Source organism: Leifsonia shinshuensis (assembly GCF_014217625.1).
In the GTDB taxonomy this organism is placed as follows: domain Bacteria; phylum Actinomycetota; class Actinomycetes; order Actinomycetales; family Microbacteriaceae; genus Leifsonia; species Leifsonia shinshuensis_A.
On the sequence record NZ_CP043641.1, the window covers coordinates 3,589,839 to 3,607,200 of the forward strand.

17 protein-coding genes are annotated in these 17,362 nt (G+C 71.5%); 10 read left to right on the forward strand and 7 right to left on the reverse strand.

Annotation, left to right across the window (positions count from 1 at the left end; translation table 11 throughout):
* Window positions 1-95: 95 nt before the first annotated feature.
* The 4 genes from F1C12_RS17405 to mgrA form a co-directional block, all read right to left on the reverse strand.
* Entirely contained in the window at window positions 96-1,619 is a 1,524-nt protein-coding gene (locus tag F1C12_RS17405; protein ID WP_185276137.1) for a DUF4082 domain-containing protein, read from the reverse strand.
* Between the two features lie 357 nt (window positions 1,620-1,976).
* Window positions 1,977-3,071: a hypothetical protein gene (locus tag F1C12_RS17410; RefSeq protein WP_185276138.1), complete on the reverse strand. Its 1,095-nt coding sequence runs from the start codon at window positions 3,069-3,071 to the stop codon at window positions 1,977-1,979.
* Window positions 3,072-3,114: 43 nt separating this feature from the next.
* Window positions 3,115-4,686 (reverse strand): glycosyltransferase family 39 protein, encoded by a 1,572-nt coding sequence (locus tag F1C12_RS17415; protein WP_185276139.1) that lies wholly within the window; start codon window positions 4,684-4,686, stop codon window positions 3,115-3,117.
* A gap of 322 nt (window positions 4,687-5,008) precedes the next feature.
* Entirely contained in the window at window positions 5,009-6,046 is a 1,038-nt protein-coding gene (gene mgrA, locus F1C12_RS17420; protein ID WP_185276140.1) for an L-glyceraldehyde 3-phosphate reductase, read from the reverse strand.
* A gap of 196 nt (window positions 6,047-6,242) precedes the next feature.
* Here mgrA and F1C12_RS17425 point away from each other — a divergent pair, with 196 nt between their 5' ends.
* Complete coding sequence (locus F1C12_RS17425; protein WP_185276141.1) at window positions 6,243-6,548, forward strand: hypothetical protein; 306 nt, start codon at window positions 6,243-6,245, stop codon at window positions 6,546-6,548.
* 45 nt (window positions 6,549-6,593) lie between these two features.
* Here the strand turns inward: F1C12_RS17425 and F1C12_RS17430 are convergent, their stop codons facing one another.
* Window positions 6,594-6,752 carry a hypothetical protein gene (locus tag F1C12_RS17430; protein ID WP_185276142.1) on the reverse strand — a complete coding sequence of 53 codons (159 nt, stop codon included), beginning with the start codon at window positions 6,750-6,752 and terminating at the stop codon, window positions 6,594-6,596.
* Window positions 6,753-6,826: 74 nt separating this feature from the next.
* On the opposite strand from F1C12_RS17430, the gene F1C12_RS17435 reads away from it, so the two are divergent.
* The 4 genes from F1C12_RS17435 to F1C12_RS17450 all read left to right on the forward strand — a co-directional run bounded on the left by F1C12_RS17435 (window position 6,827) and on the right by F1C12_RS17450 (window position 10,789).
* Window positions 6,827-8,227 (forward strand): FAD-binding oxidoreductase, encoded by a 1,401-nt coding sequence (locus tag F1C12_RS17435; RefSeq protein ID WP_185276143.1) that lies wholly within the window; start codon window positions 6,827-6,829, stop codon window positions 8,225-8,227.
* A gap of 10 nt (window positions 8,228-8,237) precedes the next feature.
* On the forward strand, window positions 8,238-9,047 hold the full coding sequence (locus F1C12_RS17440; protein ID WP_185276144.1) for an alpha/beta fold hydrolase: 810 nt from the start codon (window positions 8,238-8,240) through the stop codon (window positions 9,045-9,047).
* Window positions 9,048-9,113: 66 nt separating this feature from the next.
* On the forward strand, window positions 9,114-9,521 hold the full coding sequence (locus F1C12_RS17445) for a hypothetical protein (protein ID WP_185276145.1): 408 nt from the start codon (window positions 9,114-9,116) through the stop codon (window positions 9,519-9,521).
* Window positions 9,518-10,789: a serine/threonine-protein kinase gene (locus F1C12_RS17450; RefSeq protein ID WP_185276146.1), complete on the forward strand. Its 1,272-nt coding sequence runs from the start codon at window positions 9,518-9,520 to the stop codon at window positions 10,787-10,789. Before F1C12_RS17445 ends, F1C12_RS17450 begins: the two co-directional genes overlap by 4 nt.
* Here F1C12_RS17450 and F1C12_RS17455 read toward each other — a convergent pair.
* The gene (locus F1C12_RS17455) at window positions 10,749-11,480 is read right to left on the reverse strand and encodes a FadR/GntR family transcriptional regulator (protein ID WP_185276147.1); all 732 of its coding nucleotides are present in this window, start codon (window positions 11,478-11,480) and stop codon (window positions 10,749-10,751) included. The genes F1C12_RS17450 and F1C12_RS17455 overlap by 41 nt on opposite strands.
* A gap of 144 nt (window positions 11,481-11,624) precedes the next feature.
* Between F1C12_RS17455 and F1C12_RS17460 the strand changes: the two genes are divergently transcribed.
* Both F1C12_RS17460 and F1C12_RS17465 read left to right on the forward strand, forming a co-directional pair.
* The gene (locus tag F1C12_RS17460) at window positions 11,625-13,088 is read left to right on the forward strand and encodes a GntP family permease (RefSeq protein ID WP_185276148.1); all 1,464 of its coding nucleotides are present in this window, start codon (window positions 11,625-11,627) and stop codon (window positions 13,086-13,088) included.
* A gap of 1 nt (window position 13,089) precedes the next feature.
* Window positions 13,090-13,611: a gluconokinase gene (locus tag F1C12_RS17465; protein WP_185276149.1), complete on the forward strand. Its 522-nt coding sequence runs from the start codon at window positions 13,090-13,092 to the stop codon at window positions 13,609-13,611.
* On the opposite strand, the gene F1C12_RS17470 is transcribed toward F1C12_RS17465, so the two are convergent.
* Entirely contained in the window at window positions 13,577-14,107 is a 531-nt protein-coding gene (locus F1C12_RS17470) for a DUF2127 domain-containing protein (RefSeq protein ID WP_185276150.1), read from the reverse strand. The genes F1C12_RS17465 and F1C12_RS17470 overlap by 35 nt on opposite strands.
* Before the next feature lie 308 nt (window positions 14,108-14,415).
* Between F1C12_RS17470 and F1C12_RS17475 the strand changes: the two genes are divergently transcribed.
* From F1C12_RS17475 to F1C12_RS17485, 3 genes are read left to right on the forward strand one after another with little or no spacing between them, the layout of a single operon-like run.
* Window positions 14,416-14,997, forward strand: a complete 582-nt coding sequence (locus F1C12_RS17475) for an alternate-type signal peptide domain-containing protein (RefSeq protein WP_185276151.1) — start codon at window positions 14,416-14,418, stop codon at window positions 14,995-14,997.
* A 37-nt stretch (window positions 14,998-15,034) separates the two neighbouring features.
* A complete protein-coding gene (locus F1C12_RS17480) occupies window positions 15,035-16,642 on the forward strand; it encodes an RICIN domain-containing protein (protein WP_219732636.1) in 1,608 nt (535 codons plus the stop codon).
* Window positions 16,639-17,259, forward strand: a complete 621-nt coding sequence (locus F1C12_RS17485; RefSeq protein WP_219732637.1) for a signal peptidase I — start codon at window positions 16,639-16,641, stop codon at window positions 17,257-17,259. The genes F1C12_RS17480 and F1C12_RS17485 overlap by 4 nt, the downstream gene beginning before the upstream one ends.
* Window positions 17,260-17,362 lie beyond the last annotated feature (103 nt).

Below are 17,362 nucleotides of genomic sequence, written 5' to 3' on the forward strand. Positions count from 1 at the left end.
CCTCCTGCGGAGACCTGGGCGCCCGAGCGGGGACGGGCGAACAGTTAGAATCTCTCACGTTTCGGCCTCCGAGAGAAGGGTCCCTGGGCGCTCGCTCAGTTCGCGGCGGCCACGGGCGTTCCGTCGTCATACTGGTTGTTCGACCAGACGTTTCCGGGAGCGCCGGTGTCGAAGGCCGTGATCGGGCCCCAGTAGCCGCAGACGTAACCGCCGGCACTGCCCTTCTGGGTGCCGCGCTGCCAGACGTTCCCGGTGAACGTGATGTTCGCGGTGTGTCCGGAGTACGGCTTTCCGCCCGTTGAGCCGCCGTAGGAGCAGTAGCCTCCGGAACCGGCCAGGATGAGGTTGTCCTGGATCACGTCGTTCGTGACCGGATCGAAGTCCGGGTATCCGGTGATCGCCGCCGAGCAACCTGCGTCCGGCGCGACATCGGGCGCGGTGCACGCGATGGTGTTGTGGATCAGGTGGCTGTTGGTGTTGTAGCGGATTCCGGACTCGTGGTAAACGCCCGTCTTGTCCGTGAACTGGCCGGCGACGTACGAGTCCTGCACGGTGCAGTTCGCGTAGCAGTTGATCGACCGGTTGCCGCCGGTCACGTTCACGCGCGTCGCCGTGAAGTTCGCGTCACCGATGCCGGTTCCGGCCTGGTTGCCGGCGTTCACCGAGCTGTCGCTGATGGTGAACGAACCCGAGCCGGCGGAGTCGGAGTACACCGTCCCGTTGATCTGCGAGTGCGAGATCACCACGCCCTTGGCCTGGACGGTGATGGTGCAGTTGATCGTCTTGCCATCGATGACGGTATTCGCCGTCTGGATGGTGCACGGCCCGGTGTAGGGCGTCAGTGCGGTCCCGGCGGGAACGCCGGTGGTGGCCGGCGACGGGAAGCTCCGGCCGTTGGCCGTCATGCCGCCTGCCGGGGCGGGAGCGGGCGTGGCCGTCGGCGTCGGCGTCGGCGTCGGCGTCGGGGTCGGCGTGTTCACCGGAGTGGGCGCGGTCGTCTGGGTCGGCGTCGGCCGCGGGGTGGAGCTGGCGGTGGGCGTCGGCTTCGACGTCGCCGCGGCAGTGCCGGTCGCCGCGTACACGATGTCCACCATGTAGTTCGAGCCCCGGTAGGTGCTGGTCGGCAGCACATTGGTCCGGCTGTAGGTGAAGACACCCGCGTTCGCCGGCAGCGCGAAGCCGCCGCTGGTGCGCGCCGAGTTCAGCGTGTTCTGGGTGACCGCGTAGCCGCCCTTGGTGTCGAGGTAGGAGGCGACGTAGGTGCTTCCCGCGGTCAGCGCGACCGGCTTGGCCAGCGGGACCGTGTGCCAGCCGACCGTGCGGTTGGCGGGGACGGAGACGCTTGCGAGCGCCTTGCCGGATCCCGACCACAGGGTGGCCGTCGTGATGCCGGAGTCCTTCGGGCCCTGGTAGTACTGGAGGGCTGTGACGCTGCCCGCCTGCTTGGGCGAGAACTTCACGCCGAGGGATACGGAGTTGGTGTCGGAGGCCGCAGCGATGCTGGGACTCAGATCATCGGGGAAAATACCGGTTGTGTCGGCTTTCGCGGCCGCCGAGCCGATGGCGAGGGCGCCGGCGGTGACCGCGAGGGTGGCCAGAGCAGCGGCTCCGGCCAGCAATCCTCGATTTTTGCGCGCGGACAGTCTGTGCCGTGGCATTTCGGACATAGATGAATCTTCCGTTCGATTGGGTGAACTGGGGGGTTCACTTCCGTCGTCTGGGGTTAGGTGGGGGTTTACGGCGTGTCGGGCGCCGGTTGAGGCCATAGTAGGGGCCGCCATATCAGGTCGCAAACGAATAACAGACCGAATGATCGACCCCAGTTCGGGGGATGTCGCGGTGCGCACGGAGGCCTCCCGAGAGGTGGCGCCAATGGCCCAGCGGATGCCGAATGTCCCCGCTCTCACGATGCGAGCGGGCGACGGCCGGATTCTGGTGGACGCAAATTAACATGGAATTCCCCGGCTGTCCACCCGTCAGATCGTCGGTTCTCTGTCCGCCCCGGCGGCCACACTGACCCGCAGGAACACGATGATCCAGCTGAAGATCAGCACGGCCGCGACCAGCTCCACCGCCGTCAGGTTGTAGTACCCCACCGCGAAGAACAGCGTGACCAGGACGATCACGCCGATGAACACCCAGCCGAGCACGTAGAAGGCGCGCGGCAGGTGCGGCATCGCCCAGCGGATCCCGACCGCGAGCGCGCAGAAGACCACGGCCATCCCGGTCGCCGCCGTGTTGTGCAGCAGGAAGAAGCGGTTGACCGGGAACAGCCCGACGCAGGCGAGCATCGCGCCGACGACGATCAGCGCGGTGCGGACCTGGAGCTCTCCGCGGCTCGGGCGCCGGTCGGCCCCGCTGTCGGTGGCGTAGCGAGCGATGGCGGTGACCAGGATGCCGCCCACGATCACCGTGACGTTGAAGGTCGCCGACGACCAGTCGTCCGCGATGCCGAGCACGCTCAGGTTCTGCTTCCACCAGTGCGGGTTCGACGCGGTGAGCATGCTGGTCAGCGCCCCGACGACGAGGAACACCGCCAGCACAGCCGACAGCAGCAGCGGGTTCATGTTCGCCGCCGCGAGGAAGACGTAGTACCCCGTGACCGCGGCCGCCGTCCCGACCAGCAGCGTGGCCGGGATGGCGAAGACCTGCGCGTCCTGGAAGCTGCGGGCGAGCACGTCGCTCAGCACCGTCCAGAGCAGCAGGACCACCACGGCGTGCGCGACGGCGATCGCGATCGAGTCGAACACCTCGACGACCGCGCCGATCCGGGAGCGGTGCTCCTTGGGCCGGCTGTACCAGGGGATGCTCCAGGTCGCGACCCGGCCGCCGCCGTAGACGACCAGGGTCACGGCGCAGCAGGCGATCGCGGCGAACTGGCCGACCGAGCCCGCGCCGGAGATGGAGAGGTTGTGCCCGGCGAAGACGAAGAAGGCGATCACGCAGACCGCCACGAACGCGAGGCCTCCCGCGCCCAGCGCCAGCGACTCCACGGAGGCCGCGCGCAGGCGCCGGGAGAGACGTTCCGCGGCGTGCTCAGCGACACCGTCCTCCGAGACCGCATCCCTCATGGTCAGAGCTTAGGCTGCGGGCGTCGCGGTGCGGAGGGGGTGTTCAGCGCGTCAGTTCGATGAGCATCGTGCGGTGCGTCGGGACGCTGCGTCCGGTCTTCTCGAAGCCGAGCGCCTCCAGGTCGGCGAGGCCGTAGGAGTGGAGGTCGCCGTCCAGGTCGTTCTCGATCAGCCAGACCGTCTTCACGCCGTCGAATCTGCCGAGCTCGGCGGCCTGCTGCACGGTCCAGACCCGGTCCGCCCAGCCGATGTTGTGGGTGTAGGGCGTGCGCAGTGTCGGGTCGCTCACCGCGGCGAATCCGGCCGGGTAGGTGCGCATCGCGAGCCGCGGCCGCTGCGACGGCTTGGTCGACTCGTCGAACACGACGGCGTCGCCCGGCTGCGCCACCGAGGCCATCGCACTGCTGACCTCCGCCCAGTCCGAGTCGTTCTTCGAGTACGGTCCGCGCTGGTCGAGGTAGGCCGGCGTGCTCACCGCGATGAACAGCAGCGCGCCGGCGCCGGTCGCCGCGATGGCGGGGATCCCGCCGCGCCGGGAGACGAGGCGGCCGAGCACGAGCAGGCCCTCGGCGATCAGCAGCGCGGCCGCCGGGGCGGCGAAGGTCGAGTAGCGGCCCGTGTACATCGGGAAGACGAGGTTGACCAGCAGCATGGCGCCGGTCGGAAGGATGAGCCAGCAGGCTCCGACGAGCGTGGCGTCGATGGGCAGCGGCGCTGTTCGCGCATCCGGCCGGGAGCCTCGTCCCCACCGCGCGCGGACCCACGCGCCGATGGCGAGCAGGATGAGCGCCCAGGCAGCGATCGCCACCCAGCCGTTGCCGAACCAGGGCTGCCAGAGCAGCGTCGACGAGTCGAAGGGCTGGGTGCCGAGGTAGCCGATCTGGCTGCGCTCGAAGTAGGCGAGCAGCCCGAGCGGCGCCAGCGCGACGACCACGCATCCGGTGGCGATCAGCCACGCCCGCAGGGTCGGTCGGGACGCCCGGGAGATCAGCAGGATGCCGAGGTGCGCGAGCACGAGCGACACCGTATAGAGGAAGAGGTACGAGGTGAGTGCCATCCCGGCCGCGTAGACCGCCCACAGGCTCCGCCGCACCGACGCGGGCGCCGTGCGTCCCCGTCCGTCGACCAGCCACACCAGCAGCAGCGTCAGCCAGGCCGCGGCGGCCGCGGTGAAAGCGAACGATCGGGCCTCCTCGCCCGCGTACGTCATGCGCGGCAGCACGCAGGCGACGAGCCCTGCGACGATCGCGGCCTTCGGGCCTCCGCGGCGGCCGGCCAGCAGCGTGACCGCGGCGACCGCGAAGCCGATGGCCGCGGCGCTCGGCAGCCGCAGTGCGAACGGGCTCTCGCCCGCGAGGCGGATCCAGCCGTGCATGCCCAGGTAGTACAGCCCGTGCACCGCGTCCACGTGGAACAGCATCGGGATGAGCGTCGACACCGGGCGGCGCGCCGACAGCAGCGTGGCCGCCTCGTCGCCCCAGAGCGACGGGATCCAGCTCCCGGCGGCGCAGATGACGGTGGCGACGAGCCCGAACGCGACGGCGATGGTCCACGGCCGGACCGCCCGCAGCGAAGGAGCGGCGACCTCGCGCTCGCGTTCCGTCAGCGCGCTCATCCCACCCCCGTCTCGTCACACACGTCCGTCATCACCCAACCAGACGTCCCCGGGGAGACCCTGTGGGTCGGCTGCGGAAACACATATTTCACCCACTGTTTCCATGGGGTCGCTCTGTCGCCATCGAGTGGAAGCGCGCTGGATCCCGGGTGGCGGGCGCACTCGCCCTGCCGCCCGGGATCCGCCCCACACACGCCGGGAAGACGGGGTGTCCGTGATCCACGCTCCGCCGCATCCAGCGTGCTGAACCGAACGGTACGTGGGCGCGCGCATCCGGGGCAGGGGATTAACGCCGCGCCCGGAGAGTGGTAGGGATCCGGAGCTACAGCTCCCCGCGACGCGCGCCGGCCCAGAGGTCGACGCCCGCATCGACGGCGAGGTCGTCGATCGCCGCGAGCTCCTCCGGGCTGAACTCCCGGTTGTCGAGCGCGCCCACGTTCTGCTCCAGCTGGGCCACGCTGCTGGCGCCGATCACCAGGGAGGTCACCCGCGGGTCGCGCAGCGCCCAGGCCAGCGCGAGCTGGGCGAGCGACTGGCCGCGTGCCTCGGCGATCGCGTTCAGGCCGCGCAGGCGCTCCACGGCCTCGTCGGTCAGCCAGTCCGCGTCGAACGAGGTGCCGGCCGCGGCGCGGGAGCCCTCGGGGACGCCGTTCAGATACTTGCCGGTCAGCATCCCCTGCGCCAGCGCCGTGAAGCCGATGACGCCGACACCGAGCTCGCCGGCGGCGTCGAGCAGGCCCTCCGTCTCGATCCAGCGGTTCAGCATGGAGTAGCTGGGCTGGTGGATGAGCAGCGGCGTGCCGAGCTCGCGCAGGATCTCCGCCGCCCGGCGGGTGTCCTCCTCGCCGTACGAGGAGATGCCGACGTAGAGCGCCTTGCCGCTGCGGACGGCGGTGTCGAGCGCCTGCATGGTCTCCTCGAGCGGCGTGCTCGGGTCGGGCCGGTGCGAGTAGAAGATGTCCACGTAGTCGAGGCCGAGCCGGGACAGCGACTGGTCGAGGCTGGCGAGCACGTACTTGCGGCTGCCGCCGCCCTGGCCGTACGGGCCGGGCCACATGTCCCAGCCGGCTTTGGACGACACGACGATCTCGTCCCGGTACGGCCGCAGGTCCTCGCGGAGGATGCGCCCGAAGTTGACCTCGGCGGCGCCGTACGGGGGCCCGTAGTTGTTGGCGAGGTCGAAGTGCGTGATCCCGAGATCGAAGGCGCGGCGGACGATGGCGCGCTGCGTCTCGAACGGGCGGTCGTCGCCGAAGTTGTGCCAGAGCCCGAGGGACAGCGCGGGCAGGTCGAGACCGCTGCGGCCGGTGCGGCGGTACAGCATCCGGTCGTAGCGGGACGGCTTCGGTACGTAGGTCATGTCACCAGCCTTGTCGAGGAGGGGTCGTTCGTCCAACACGGGGCGCCGATGCGATTGTCCGGGTGCACGTATGAATCGATTGTCAAGGGGTCGCAGCGCATCCGTTGCCGCGGACAATCGGGTCATGCACGTGGACGAGATTCACAGCAGCATCCGTCGCCCCGACCCCCCACGGGACGACGTCCAGCGCATTTCCGTGCGATCCGCCGGCCGGGAGCAGACCCCGGCCGCGGACCGAACCCCCGGCCGGGAGTGGCTGGGGCTCGGCGTTCTGCTCGCCGCCGTCTCGCTCGCCGTCCTCCTCCCACTCAGCGGGATGCAGGCGGGCGTCGCGCTCGGCACCGCCGGGCTGGTGCTGCTGTTCCTGTTGGCGATGGGGACCGTCCGAGTGGCCGTCCGCTCCCGGCGAGCGCGGCTGATCGCGCTGGGACTGCTGTTCTGCGCGATGGCCGCGACCGCGCTCGCCGGGGTGGTGCTGTCGGCGATCGATGCGATCGGGTGAGAGGAAGGTGCGCGGCTGACCGGCAGCCGCGCACCTCGCCGCCCGCTAGCTCCGCGACGCCCCGCGCCGCATCCAGCCGACGATGGCGGTGATGACGAAGAACACGATGCCGAGGATCGCCAGCCAGATCAGCCCCTTGATGGCGAAGCCGAGGATGGCGAGGACGAGCCAGATGACGAGCAGGACGATTATCAGTGCGATCATGCCGTCACCGAACTCCCTGCGCGCGCGTTCGTCAACGGGCTGGACACGGTGCGCATGGGGATAGCATCCCCGGTATGCACGATGTCGTCGCCGCTCTGAGCGCGGTGCTCCCTCCCTCCTCGCTTCTCACCGACCCGGCCGGGCTGGAGCGCTACCGGCGCGACGACGCCGAGTGGGCGGACTCCGGGACACCGGCCGCCGTCGTCCTCGCCGCCTCCGCCGAGGAGGTGGCCGCGGCCGTTCGGGTCGCCGCCGAGCGGGGCGTCCCCGTCGTCCCGCGCGGCGCCGGGACCGGCCTGTCCGGCGGGGCGAACGCGATCGCGGGGTGCGTCGTGGTCTCGCTGGAGCGGATGACCGCCGTGCGGGAAGTCAACGTCGAGGAACGATATGCCGTAGTGGAGGCCGGCGTCATCAACGACGACCTCCGCCGCCACGTCGCCGCATACGGCCTCTGGTATCCGCCGGACCCGGCGAGCCAGGCGATCAGCACCATCGGCGGGAACGTCGCCACCAACGCCGGCGGCATCTGCTGCGTGAAGTACGGCGTCACCCGCGACTACGTCCTCGGGATGACCGTGGTGCTCGCCGACGGCTCCATCGCCCGGCTCGGCCGCACGACGGCGAAGGGCGTCACCGGCTACGACCTGACGGCCCTGATGGTCGGCTCGGAGGGCACCCTCGGCATCGTCGTGGACGTCACCGTGAAGCTGCGGCCCATCGGCGGGCGCGAGGAGCGCGCGGTCATCGGGTACTTCCGCTCGCTCACCGACGCCGGCCGCGCGGTCGCCGCCGTGTCGGCCGCGGGGATCGTGCCGTCCGCGCTGGAGCTCATCGACCGGATGTGCCTGCACACGGTCGCCGAGTGGCAGGGCTGGCGGCTGCCTGAGAACGCCAACGCCCTCCTGCTCGCCTCGGTGGACGAGGTCGGCGCGTCGGGGGAGGAGCTGGCCGGCCGGGTCGCCGAGCTGTTTCTCGCCGCGGGCGGAGCGGACGTCGAGCGCGCGACGGACCCGGAGGAGGTCGCCCGGCTGTTCCTGGCGCGGCGGCTGGCCTACCCGTCCCTGGAACGGCTCGGCCCTGTGCTCACCGAGGACGTCTGCGTGCCGCGCTCGGCCGTGCCCGAGATGCTGGCGCGCATCGAGCGGATCGCGGCCGACGCGGACGTCGTGATCGCCAACATCGCGCACGCCGGCGACGGCAACCTGCACCCGCTGATCATCGCGCCGGAGGGCGACGAGGCCGCCAAGGAGCGCGCGAAGGCGGCGTTCGACCTCATCGTGGAGTCGTGCCGCGAACTCGGCGGCACCGTCACGGGCGAGCACGGCGTCGGCCTCCTGAAGCTGCCGGGTGCGGCGCAGGAGCTGAGCCCGGTCGTGCTGCGGATGCACGCGGCGGTGAAGCACGCGCTCGACCCGCACGGCATCCTCAACCCGGGGAAGGCGTTCCCCGTGCCCGCCGCACCGTCCCTCCCCTGAAAGGCTCGCCATGCCCTCACTCACCGCCGACGACGGAGTCCGCCTCGACTACACCGAATACGGCGACCCGGCCGGCCGACCGGTCGTCCTGATCGCCGGCTTCAAGGCCCCCGCGACCACCTGGCGCTACCAGGTCCCCGCGTTCGCCGACGCCGGCTACCGCGTGCTCGCCGTCGATCTGCGCGGCCACGGGACCAGCGAGCACCCGGACGACGGCGTCGACATGGGCCGCCGCGGCCGCGATGTCGCCGTGGTGCTGGACGCCCTCGACCTGCGGGACGCCGTGCTCGTCGGCGGCTCGATGGGCGCCAACACGATCTGGTCGTACCTGTCCCAGTCCGACGCCGGCCGTCGCCGTGTCGCCGCTGCCGTCTCCATCGACCAGACGCCCAAGATGCTCAACGACGACGGCTGGCCGTTCGGCTTCTACGGCTACGACGCCGCCAACCGCGACACCTTCTTCGCGACCGGCATCCCGGAGACCGGCCACGGCACCCCGATGGCGAAGCGCGGGATGCGGCTCGTGCGCCTGATGACGGCGATGAAGGGGATGAACCGCGAGTTCACGCCCGGCGAGCTGGCTCTGCTGCACGACCACGCCGTCGCGGATTGGCGTCCCGCCATCGCCGCCGCCGGCGTCCCGCTGCTGTTCGTCGCGGGAGCGGAGAGCGAGTACTGGCCGAGCGGGCACGCGGCGGCGTCGGCGGCGCTCGCCGTGGACGGCACGGCCGTCGTGCTCGACGACGACGGCCACGCGGCCAACATGGAGCAGCCGAAGGCGTTCAACCGGGCCGTCCTGGAGTGGCTCGCCAGACGCTGACGGCCGCCGGCCGCGCCGCCCTCCGACTCGACATCCCCAGGTTCGGCGTCTACTGTGCTCTGGGCTATGAGACGACTATCCATCGCGGCCGCCGGCGTCGCCCTCGCGCTCGGCCTCGCCGGCTGCGCCGGGGGAGGCACGTACGCGGCGGACACGGCGAGTTCGCTGCAGCACGGTGTGCTGGGCGTGGCCACCGCCGCGAACGGGAAGGACTACGCCGGCGCGCTGTCGCAGCTGGCCTCCCTCCAGCAGCGGAACGACGCCGCCCTGAAGGCCGGGACGATCGCCGCCGGCCGCCACGACGCGATCGCGAAGTCGCTCGCGGCCGTCAAGGCCGATCTGACCCAGCTTAAGGACGCCGCCGAGCGCGCGCAGCTGCAGCAGCAGCTCCAGCAGCTCCAGCAGCAGCAGAAGGACCAGAAGGGCAAGGGCAAGGGCCACGGCGACGGCGGCGACGGCGGTGACGGCGGATGAGCGCGACAGGTCGCACACCGGCCGAGGCGGCGCCGGACGGCGCCCGGGTCGCCGACCGCTACCGGCTCCTGCGGCGCGTCGGCTCCGGCGGGATGGCGGAGGTCTTCCGCGCGCACGACGAGCTCCTCGGCCGGGATGTGGCGCTCAAGGTCTTCCGCCGCGAGTTCGCGTCCGCCGACGACCTCCGCAGGCAGAAAGGCGAGGTCCGCATCCTCGCGAACCTGTCGCACCCGTCGCTCGTCACCCTGTTCGACACCACGTCGGACGAGGAGGGTCGCGGTGTCCTGATCCTGGAGTTCGTCGACGGCACCGACGCCGGCGCACGCCTGAAGGAGGGGCCGCTGCCCGCGGCCGCCGTGGCCGCCCTCGGCCTGGACATCGCCCGGGCGCTCGCGTACATCCACGCGAAGGGCGTGGTCCACCGCGACATCGCACCGGCCAACATCCTGCTGCCGAGCGCGACGTCCTCCGCCGTCGCCGCCAAGCTGACCGACCTCGGCATCGCCCGCCTCGTCGACGACGCCCGGATCACGTCGACCGGCTTCGTTATCGGCACCGCGAGCTACCTGAGCCCCGAGCAGGCGGCCGGCCGTCCGGTCGGACCGCCGAGCGATGTCTACTCGCTCGGCCTGGTCCTCCTGGAGTGCCTGACCGGCAAGCGCGAGTTCACCGGCAGCGGCGTGGAGTCGGCGGTCGCGCGGCTCTCGCGCGACCCGGACGTCCCGGAGACGCTGGACGCGGAGTGGCGGCGGCTGATCCGCTCGATGGTGGCCCGCGAGCCGGACCACCGGCCGACGGCGGCCGTCGTGGCGGAGCAGTTGAGCGCGCTCCTGGCGCGCGGCGAGGCGCCGGGCGAGGCCTCCGGCGACGCCCTCGACCGGACCCTGCTGCTCCCGTCGGCCGACGAGGACGCAGCCGCTGCGCCGCCGCACGAGCCCACCGCCGCGACGACCGTGCTCCCCGGCGCCCCCGTGCCGACGGCCGCCGCGACCTCCGCGCTCCCCGGTACGCGCCCGGCCCCCGCACGTCCGGCGGCGACCACGGCCTCGCGCTTCCTCCGCCCTCTGCTCAGCCTGCGCCGCGGAATGCTCATCATCATCGTCGCCTGCGTCGCCCTCGTCGTGGTGGTCATCGCGATCGCCCTCGGCACCATGAGCGGGGGCGGGCAGTCGTCACCCGACCCGGTGAAGTCCTATCCCGCGGTCGGCGGGACGCTCGGCGACCACCTCAGACAGCTGGAGCACGATGTGTCGAACTCGGGGCCGTGATCGCGCCCCGCGCCATCTCCTGCACCGCCACGTCCGCCTCCTCGACGATCGCCCGCATCGCCGCCTCCGCGCGCGTCCCGTCTCCGGCGCGCACCGCGCCGGCGACCTCCTCGTGCAGCCGGATGGCCTCCGGGTTGGCCGTGTGCGGCATCAGCGCGTGGGTCGTCCGGCCGGAGAGCGCCTCGACGACCGCCTTGCTCAGGGCGCGGAAGCCCGGGTTGCCGGACGCCTCCAGGAGGATGCGGTGGAAGGCCTGGTCGTACGCCAGGTATTCGCCGTGGTCGGCGGCGCGCTGGGTGGCGGCCATTCCGACGATGGCCTCCGTGAGCGCGCCGCACTGCTCGGGGGTGGCGCGGGCGCTGGCGAGCCGGGCCGCGACCGGCTCGATCGCCAGGCGCAGCTCGCTCAGGGTGCCGAGTGCGGCGAGGCGGTCGGGGCCGGCCAGGCGCCAGGCGATGACCCGCGGGTCGAGGACGCGCCACTCGGTCTCCGGCTGGACGACCGTGCCGCGGCGCCGGCGCGCCTGCACGAGGCCGAGCGCCTCCAGCACGCGGATGCACTCCCGGAGCACCGTGCGCGAGATGCCGAGCCCCTCCGGTGTGAGCACTGCTCCGGGCGGGATCTCGCCGGTGACGATGCGGCTGCCGACGGACTCGAGCGCCAGGTCGTGCAGGGAGTCCGTGGGAGCCATGGCCTCATTATCGAGGATTCCTTACGTGCGAACAAACGCGATGGCAACGTAGCTTAATGCATACGAAAACGCACAGATTTTCAAATTAACCTGATTTATCTGTAGGGTGGCCGAGCACACGTCCCATCACGACCAAGGATGCTCATGATCGCCCTTCCCTCCGGCGCGCTCCGCGTCGCGGCTGCCGTCTCCGCAGCCGCCGCCCCGCCCGCCCCGCACCCCGCCTCCTCCGAGCCGCAGCTGATCTTCGCGGCCGTCGTCGGCGTCGCCGTCATCGTGGTCCTCATCACCTGGCTGCGGATCCACCCGTTCCTCTCCCTCCTCCTCGGCTCGCTCGTCACGGGCCTGGTCGCCGGCATGGCCGCCGACGCCGCGACGACGAGCTTCATCACCGGCTTCGGCGCGACCGAGGGCAGCGTCGGCATCCTCATCGCGCTCGGCGCGATGTACGGGAAGCTGCTGGCCGACTCCGGCGGCGCCGACCGCATCGTGGACACGCTGGTGTCCCGGACGAGCGTCCGCGCTCTGCCGTGGGTGATGGGCCTCGTCGGCGCGATCATCGGCCTGCCGATGTTCTTCGAGATCGGCCTCGTGCTGCTCATCCCGGTGATCATCCTGGTCACACGCCGCTCGAAGCTGCCGCTGATGCGCGTCGCCCTCCCGGCCATCGCCGGCCTCTCGGCCATGCACGGCCTGGTCCCGCCGCACCCCGGCCCGCTCGTGGCCATCGGCGCGCTCGGCGCGAACCTCGGCGTCACCCTCGCCTTCGGCGTGCTCGTCGCCATCCCGGTCATCATCCTCGCCGGCCCGGTGTTCAGCCGCTTCGCCGCCAAGTGGGTGCCGGTGGACGTCCCCGGCCTGTTCCTCGGCACCGAGGGCGACGACCCCCAGGCGAAGGACGCCGACGAGACGGAGCCCGCCGACCGCAAGCGCCCCTCGTTCGCCCTGGCGCTCATCAGCATCCTGCTCCCCGTCGTCCTCATGCTGGGCAAGGCCCTGGTCGACATCACCGCCGCGACGTCCACCGCCGAGTGGAAGACGATCCTCGACTTCCTGGGCACCCCGGCCATCGCGCTCACCATCGCGGTGCTCGCCGGCTTCTTCCTGCTCGGCCTCCCTGGCGGCATGAACCGCAAGTCGCTGCAGGCCAGCCTCACCGCGTCGCTGCCGCCCATCGCCGGCATCCTGCTCATCGTCGGCGCCGGCGGAGGCTTCAAGCAGGTGCTCGTCGACACCGGCATCGGCCAGGTCATCGCGTCCTTCGCGCACGGCAGCAACGGCATCGGCATCCTGCTGCTCGCCTGGTTCATCGCGGCGCTGATCCGCGTCGCCACCGGTTCGGCGACGGTCGCGACCGTCACCGCGGCCGGGATCATGGTGCCGCTCACCGCGCACCTCTCGACCCCGATGGTCTCGCTGCTGGTCCTCGCGATCGGCTCGGGCTCGCTGTTCCTCTCGCACGTCAACGACGCCGGGTTCTGGCTGGTCAAGGAGTACCTCGGCCTCAGCATCCCGCAGACGCTGCGCAGCTGGACCGTCCTGGAGTGCATCGCCTCGGTGGTCGGCCTCGCCGGGACGCTGGTGATCGCCCTCGTCATCGGAGGCTGACATGACCGCGAGCCAGGTGAGCACGATCGTCGTCATGGGCGTGGCTGGCTGTGGCAAGTCCACCGTCGCCGCACGCCTCGCCGAACGGCTGGGCTGGGACCTGCTGGAGGGCGACAGCCTCCACCCCGCCCGCAACGTCGAACGGATGACCGCGGGCATCCCGCTCGACGACACCGACCGTGCTCCCTGGCTCGCGGCGATCGCGGACCGCATCCGCGCGGGCCGCGCCGGCGGGAGGCCGCTGGTGGTCGCCTGCTCGGCGCTCGCCCGGCGCTACCGCGACGTGCTCCGCGGGGAGGGCGTGGTCTTCGCCTACCTCAGCGGCACCCGCGCGCTGCTCGAGAGCCGCATCGCCGCCCGCAGCGGCCACTTCATGAAGCCCGGGATGCTGGACTCCCAGCTGAGCACCCTCGAGCCGCCCCAGCCGGACGAGGCCGCGGTCACGGTGGACATCGACGCCGAGCCGGCGGAGATCGTCGCCGGGATCCTCAGCGAGCTGGGTCCGGCGGCGGCTGCCGCCTGAGCACCCACTGCACCGTCCCCCGCCACGTCGTCCGCAGCTCCCGTCCGCGCCGCCACTCCCGCCACGTCAGCCAGATGATGACCGCGTCGAACACGGTCAGCACCGCGACGCCCACGGACGGCTTGGTCACGAGCTCGTACAGCTGGAAGATCAGGAAGACCCCGAGCGCGGCCATGGCCCACGGGTACACGCGGCGCGAGCCGACCAGCAGCGCGACCACGATCGCGAGCTTCACCACGCCGTGCAGCAGCAGGTACGCGGCGACGAACAGGACACCGCCCGCGTGGAGGCGGGCCGCGCCGTGGACGATCAGGTTGGCGATGAGGTCGTGCGGATCCTCCGACAACTCCTCGGCCGTGACCCGGTTCGCGGCGCTGAGCAGCGTCGCCGGAGTGGCGAACAGCAGCAGGACCCCGCCCACCAGCTCCACCAGACCGTCGATCCCCTTGAACAGCACGCCGAGGAGGAAGACCAGGTCGAGCACCCGTTCCCTCATCGCGTCCTCCCGGGCCGCATGCTACCGCGGAGTACCCCCTGATCTGGGTGCGCGGACATTCTTGTCCTCCAATATGAGGACCACTAGTCTCCGAAGTGGGCCGACGTGACCTACCCGAAAATCCGGTCACGGGTGGCCCACCGAGTGGAACCCGACCCTCCCCTCGTGCACCGCCCTCCGCGTGAGCGGAGGGATTCAGCTCGAACGTCGACCTAGCGACGTCAGGGTGCCACACGCGTGCGTCGTCGCACGCGTGCTCACCCCTGCCTGTGCGGGACGACGTCCCGAACAGATTGTGAGCACGTCCCATGAACAGGTTCGCCAAGGGCGCGATCGCCGGCGCGGCCGGCATCCTCCTCCTCCTCAGCGGCGCGGGAACCTTCGCGCTGTGGAACGGCTCGGCCAGCGCCGCGGCCGGCTCCGTCAAGTCCGGAACGATGACCATCGCGGCCGACGCGGTCGCGGGGACGTGGAGCGTCACCCACGGCTCCGGGTCCGCCACCTCGATCGCGAGCATTGCGAACTTCCGCGCCGTCCCCGGCGACGTCCTGACGTTCACGCAGAAGGTCGACGTCACTGCCACCGGAGACAACCTCTCCGCCGTCCTCAGCGTCGACCCGACCTCGATCAAGGCGGGCGACGCCTCGCCGTCCAGCGCCGCGCTCGTCACCGCGCTCACCAGCGGGATGACCGTGACCGTCGGCACGCCTCTGCCGACCGGAGTGACCGCCGGAACCGCGGCCAACACCTACAACGTCAGCGGCGCCACCGGCACGAAGGTGCTGACCGTGTCCGTGACGCTGCCGTTCGACTCCACGACGACCGGCACGGTGGCGCAGGGCGGCACCGTCGACCTGAGCGCGCTCGGGTTCAAGCTGGCCCAGCAATAACGCAGGCCGGACCAGCAGGCCACCGGAGCAGGGGGAGGTGCGGAGAGCGATGAAGCGCTTCGGCCTCCCCCTGACCGCGGCGGGTGCGGCGCTCGTCACCTTCCTCCTGATGCCGGGCGCCGGCACCGACGCGCTGTGGAACGGCGTCGCCGCGGCGAAGGCCGGAGCGATCACGGCCGCCACCGTCTCGGCGGCCGTGACCGTCGCACAGCCCTTCGACACCGTCTTCCGGACCGGCCACACCGCCACGACCGGAGGCGTCGTCGTCACCAACACCGGCAACGTCGACACGACGTTCAGCGCGGCCCTCGGTCTCGCGGCGGGGACATCGACAGCGCTCGCCTCGGCCATCTCGGTGACCGCCTGGCCGGCCGCGACCGCGACCTCCTGCACCGCGACGGCCACGGTGCCGGCCGGCTCCTACTCCGGCACCCTCGCCGGACTGGCCGCGCTCGGCTCGACCGGAGGCGCGCTGGCCGCCGGTGCGTCGGCCGCGTTCTGCGTCCGCGAGACCATGAACGTGGCGTCCGCGCCCGGGATCGCGAGCGGCTCCGCCGTCGACATCGTCTTCTCGGCGACCGTGACCGCCGGGACGACCTGGCGCGCGTCCGCATCCGCCGGGGTCACCCAGACGTTCGTGGACGACATCGCGCCGACCGCGCCGAGCGGCCTGACCGCTAGCACCACGACGACGACCCCCGTCGCCCTGTCGTGGAACGCCGCGACCGACAACGTCGGCGTCGTACGCTACGACGTGTACCGGTCCGGGACCGCCGCCGCGATCGGTTCGACGACCTCCACGACCTTCACCGACGCGGGCGCCGCCACCGGCACGTCGTACACCTACAGTGTGTTCGCCCGCGACGCCGTCACGCTGACCTCTCCTGCCGCGACTCTCTTCGTGGACCGGACCGCACCGGCCACGCCGTCGCTCTCGCTCACCGGAAAGACGGGCTCCACCGCCACGCTGTCCTTCTCCGCGACCGACAACATCGGGGTGAGCGCGTACACCGTCTCCCGCGACGGCACGCCGATCGCCACCGTAACCGGGACAACGACCAGCTACACCGACACCGGCCTCACCGTGGGTCTGCACCAGTACACCGTGACGGCCTCCGACGCCGCGGGGAACGTCTCCGCGCCCTCGGCTCCCGTCTCCGCCGCCGGCTCGTACAGCTCCGGCTCCTGGTACCAGCTCGTGAACGCCGCGAGCGGCCAGTGCGTCACCGTCCCGTCCCCGATCGCGAACGGGAGCGTGCTGACCCAGTCGCCGTGCGCGACCCCGGCGAGCGGCGCGCAGGAGTGGCTGCTCACCACATCCTCCGGGACCACGGCGACCGTGACCTCCGCCCTCCCGTCGCTCGCGAGCGGCCAGTACCTGTGGTCCGGCGCGCGGACGGCGCCGGTCTCGGTGACGTCCTCGAGGACCGCGACGGACGGGTCGCTGCAGTGGACGTTCACCCTCCAGGCGGACGGCTCGTTCAGCGTCGGCAACACCATCAAGGGCAACAACGGCAACGGCAACGGCAACACGACCACCCTGTGCGCCACTGCGGCGGCCGCCGGGGGAGGCCAGCTCACGACCACGACGTGCACGGCCGGAGCGCAGAACCAGTCCTTCTTCCTCAGGCAGGTGACACCGTGAGCCCAGATCCCATCGTGAGAGGGGCCGAACCCCGCGCGACCAAGTCGCTGCTGCAGTACGTCGTGACCGGCCTCAGCGTCGGCCTGCTCGGGCTGGTGCTGTTCGTGGCCGCGGTCGTCATCGTCATCCCGCGTGCGGCGGGCGCCACCCCGGTGACCGTGCTGACCTCCTCGATGGAGCCGACCCTGCCGCCCGGGACGCTCGTGGTGGTGAAGCCGAAAGCCGTCCACGACATCCGCGTCGGCGATGTGATGACCTACCAGATCCGCTCGGGCGACCCGGAGGTCATCTCGCACCGGGTCGTCGGGATCACGTCCTCCACCACGAACGGCCTGACGTTCACGACGAAGGGCGACAACAACGCGGAGGCCGACCCTCCCGTGGTGCCCGCGCAGGTCCGCGGCGTGGTCTGGTACAGCGTCCCGTTGATCGGCTACGTCAACAGCGCCCTCGACCAGAGCCAGCGGTCGTGGGTGCTGCCCGCCGTGGGAGTCCTGCTGATCCTCTACGCGGGGTGGATGTTCGTGCGCGGGACGACCGCCTCGGTGCGGCGGCGCACGCGCGGTGCCGCAGGGGCCGAGCCTGCGCCGGAGGAGTCCCGCGCCCCCTCTCTGTGAGCCCTCTCGCCTCATCCCGCCGCGCCCGGGTGGATCGATCGGAGACGCATAAGCATTTCCCAGCCTGCGTCCCGAATTCTGTGTCGAACCTTGGAGGCCGTGG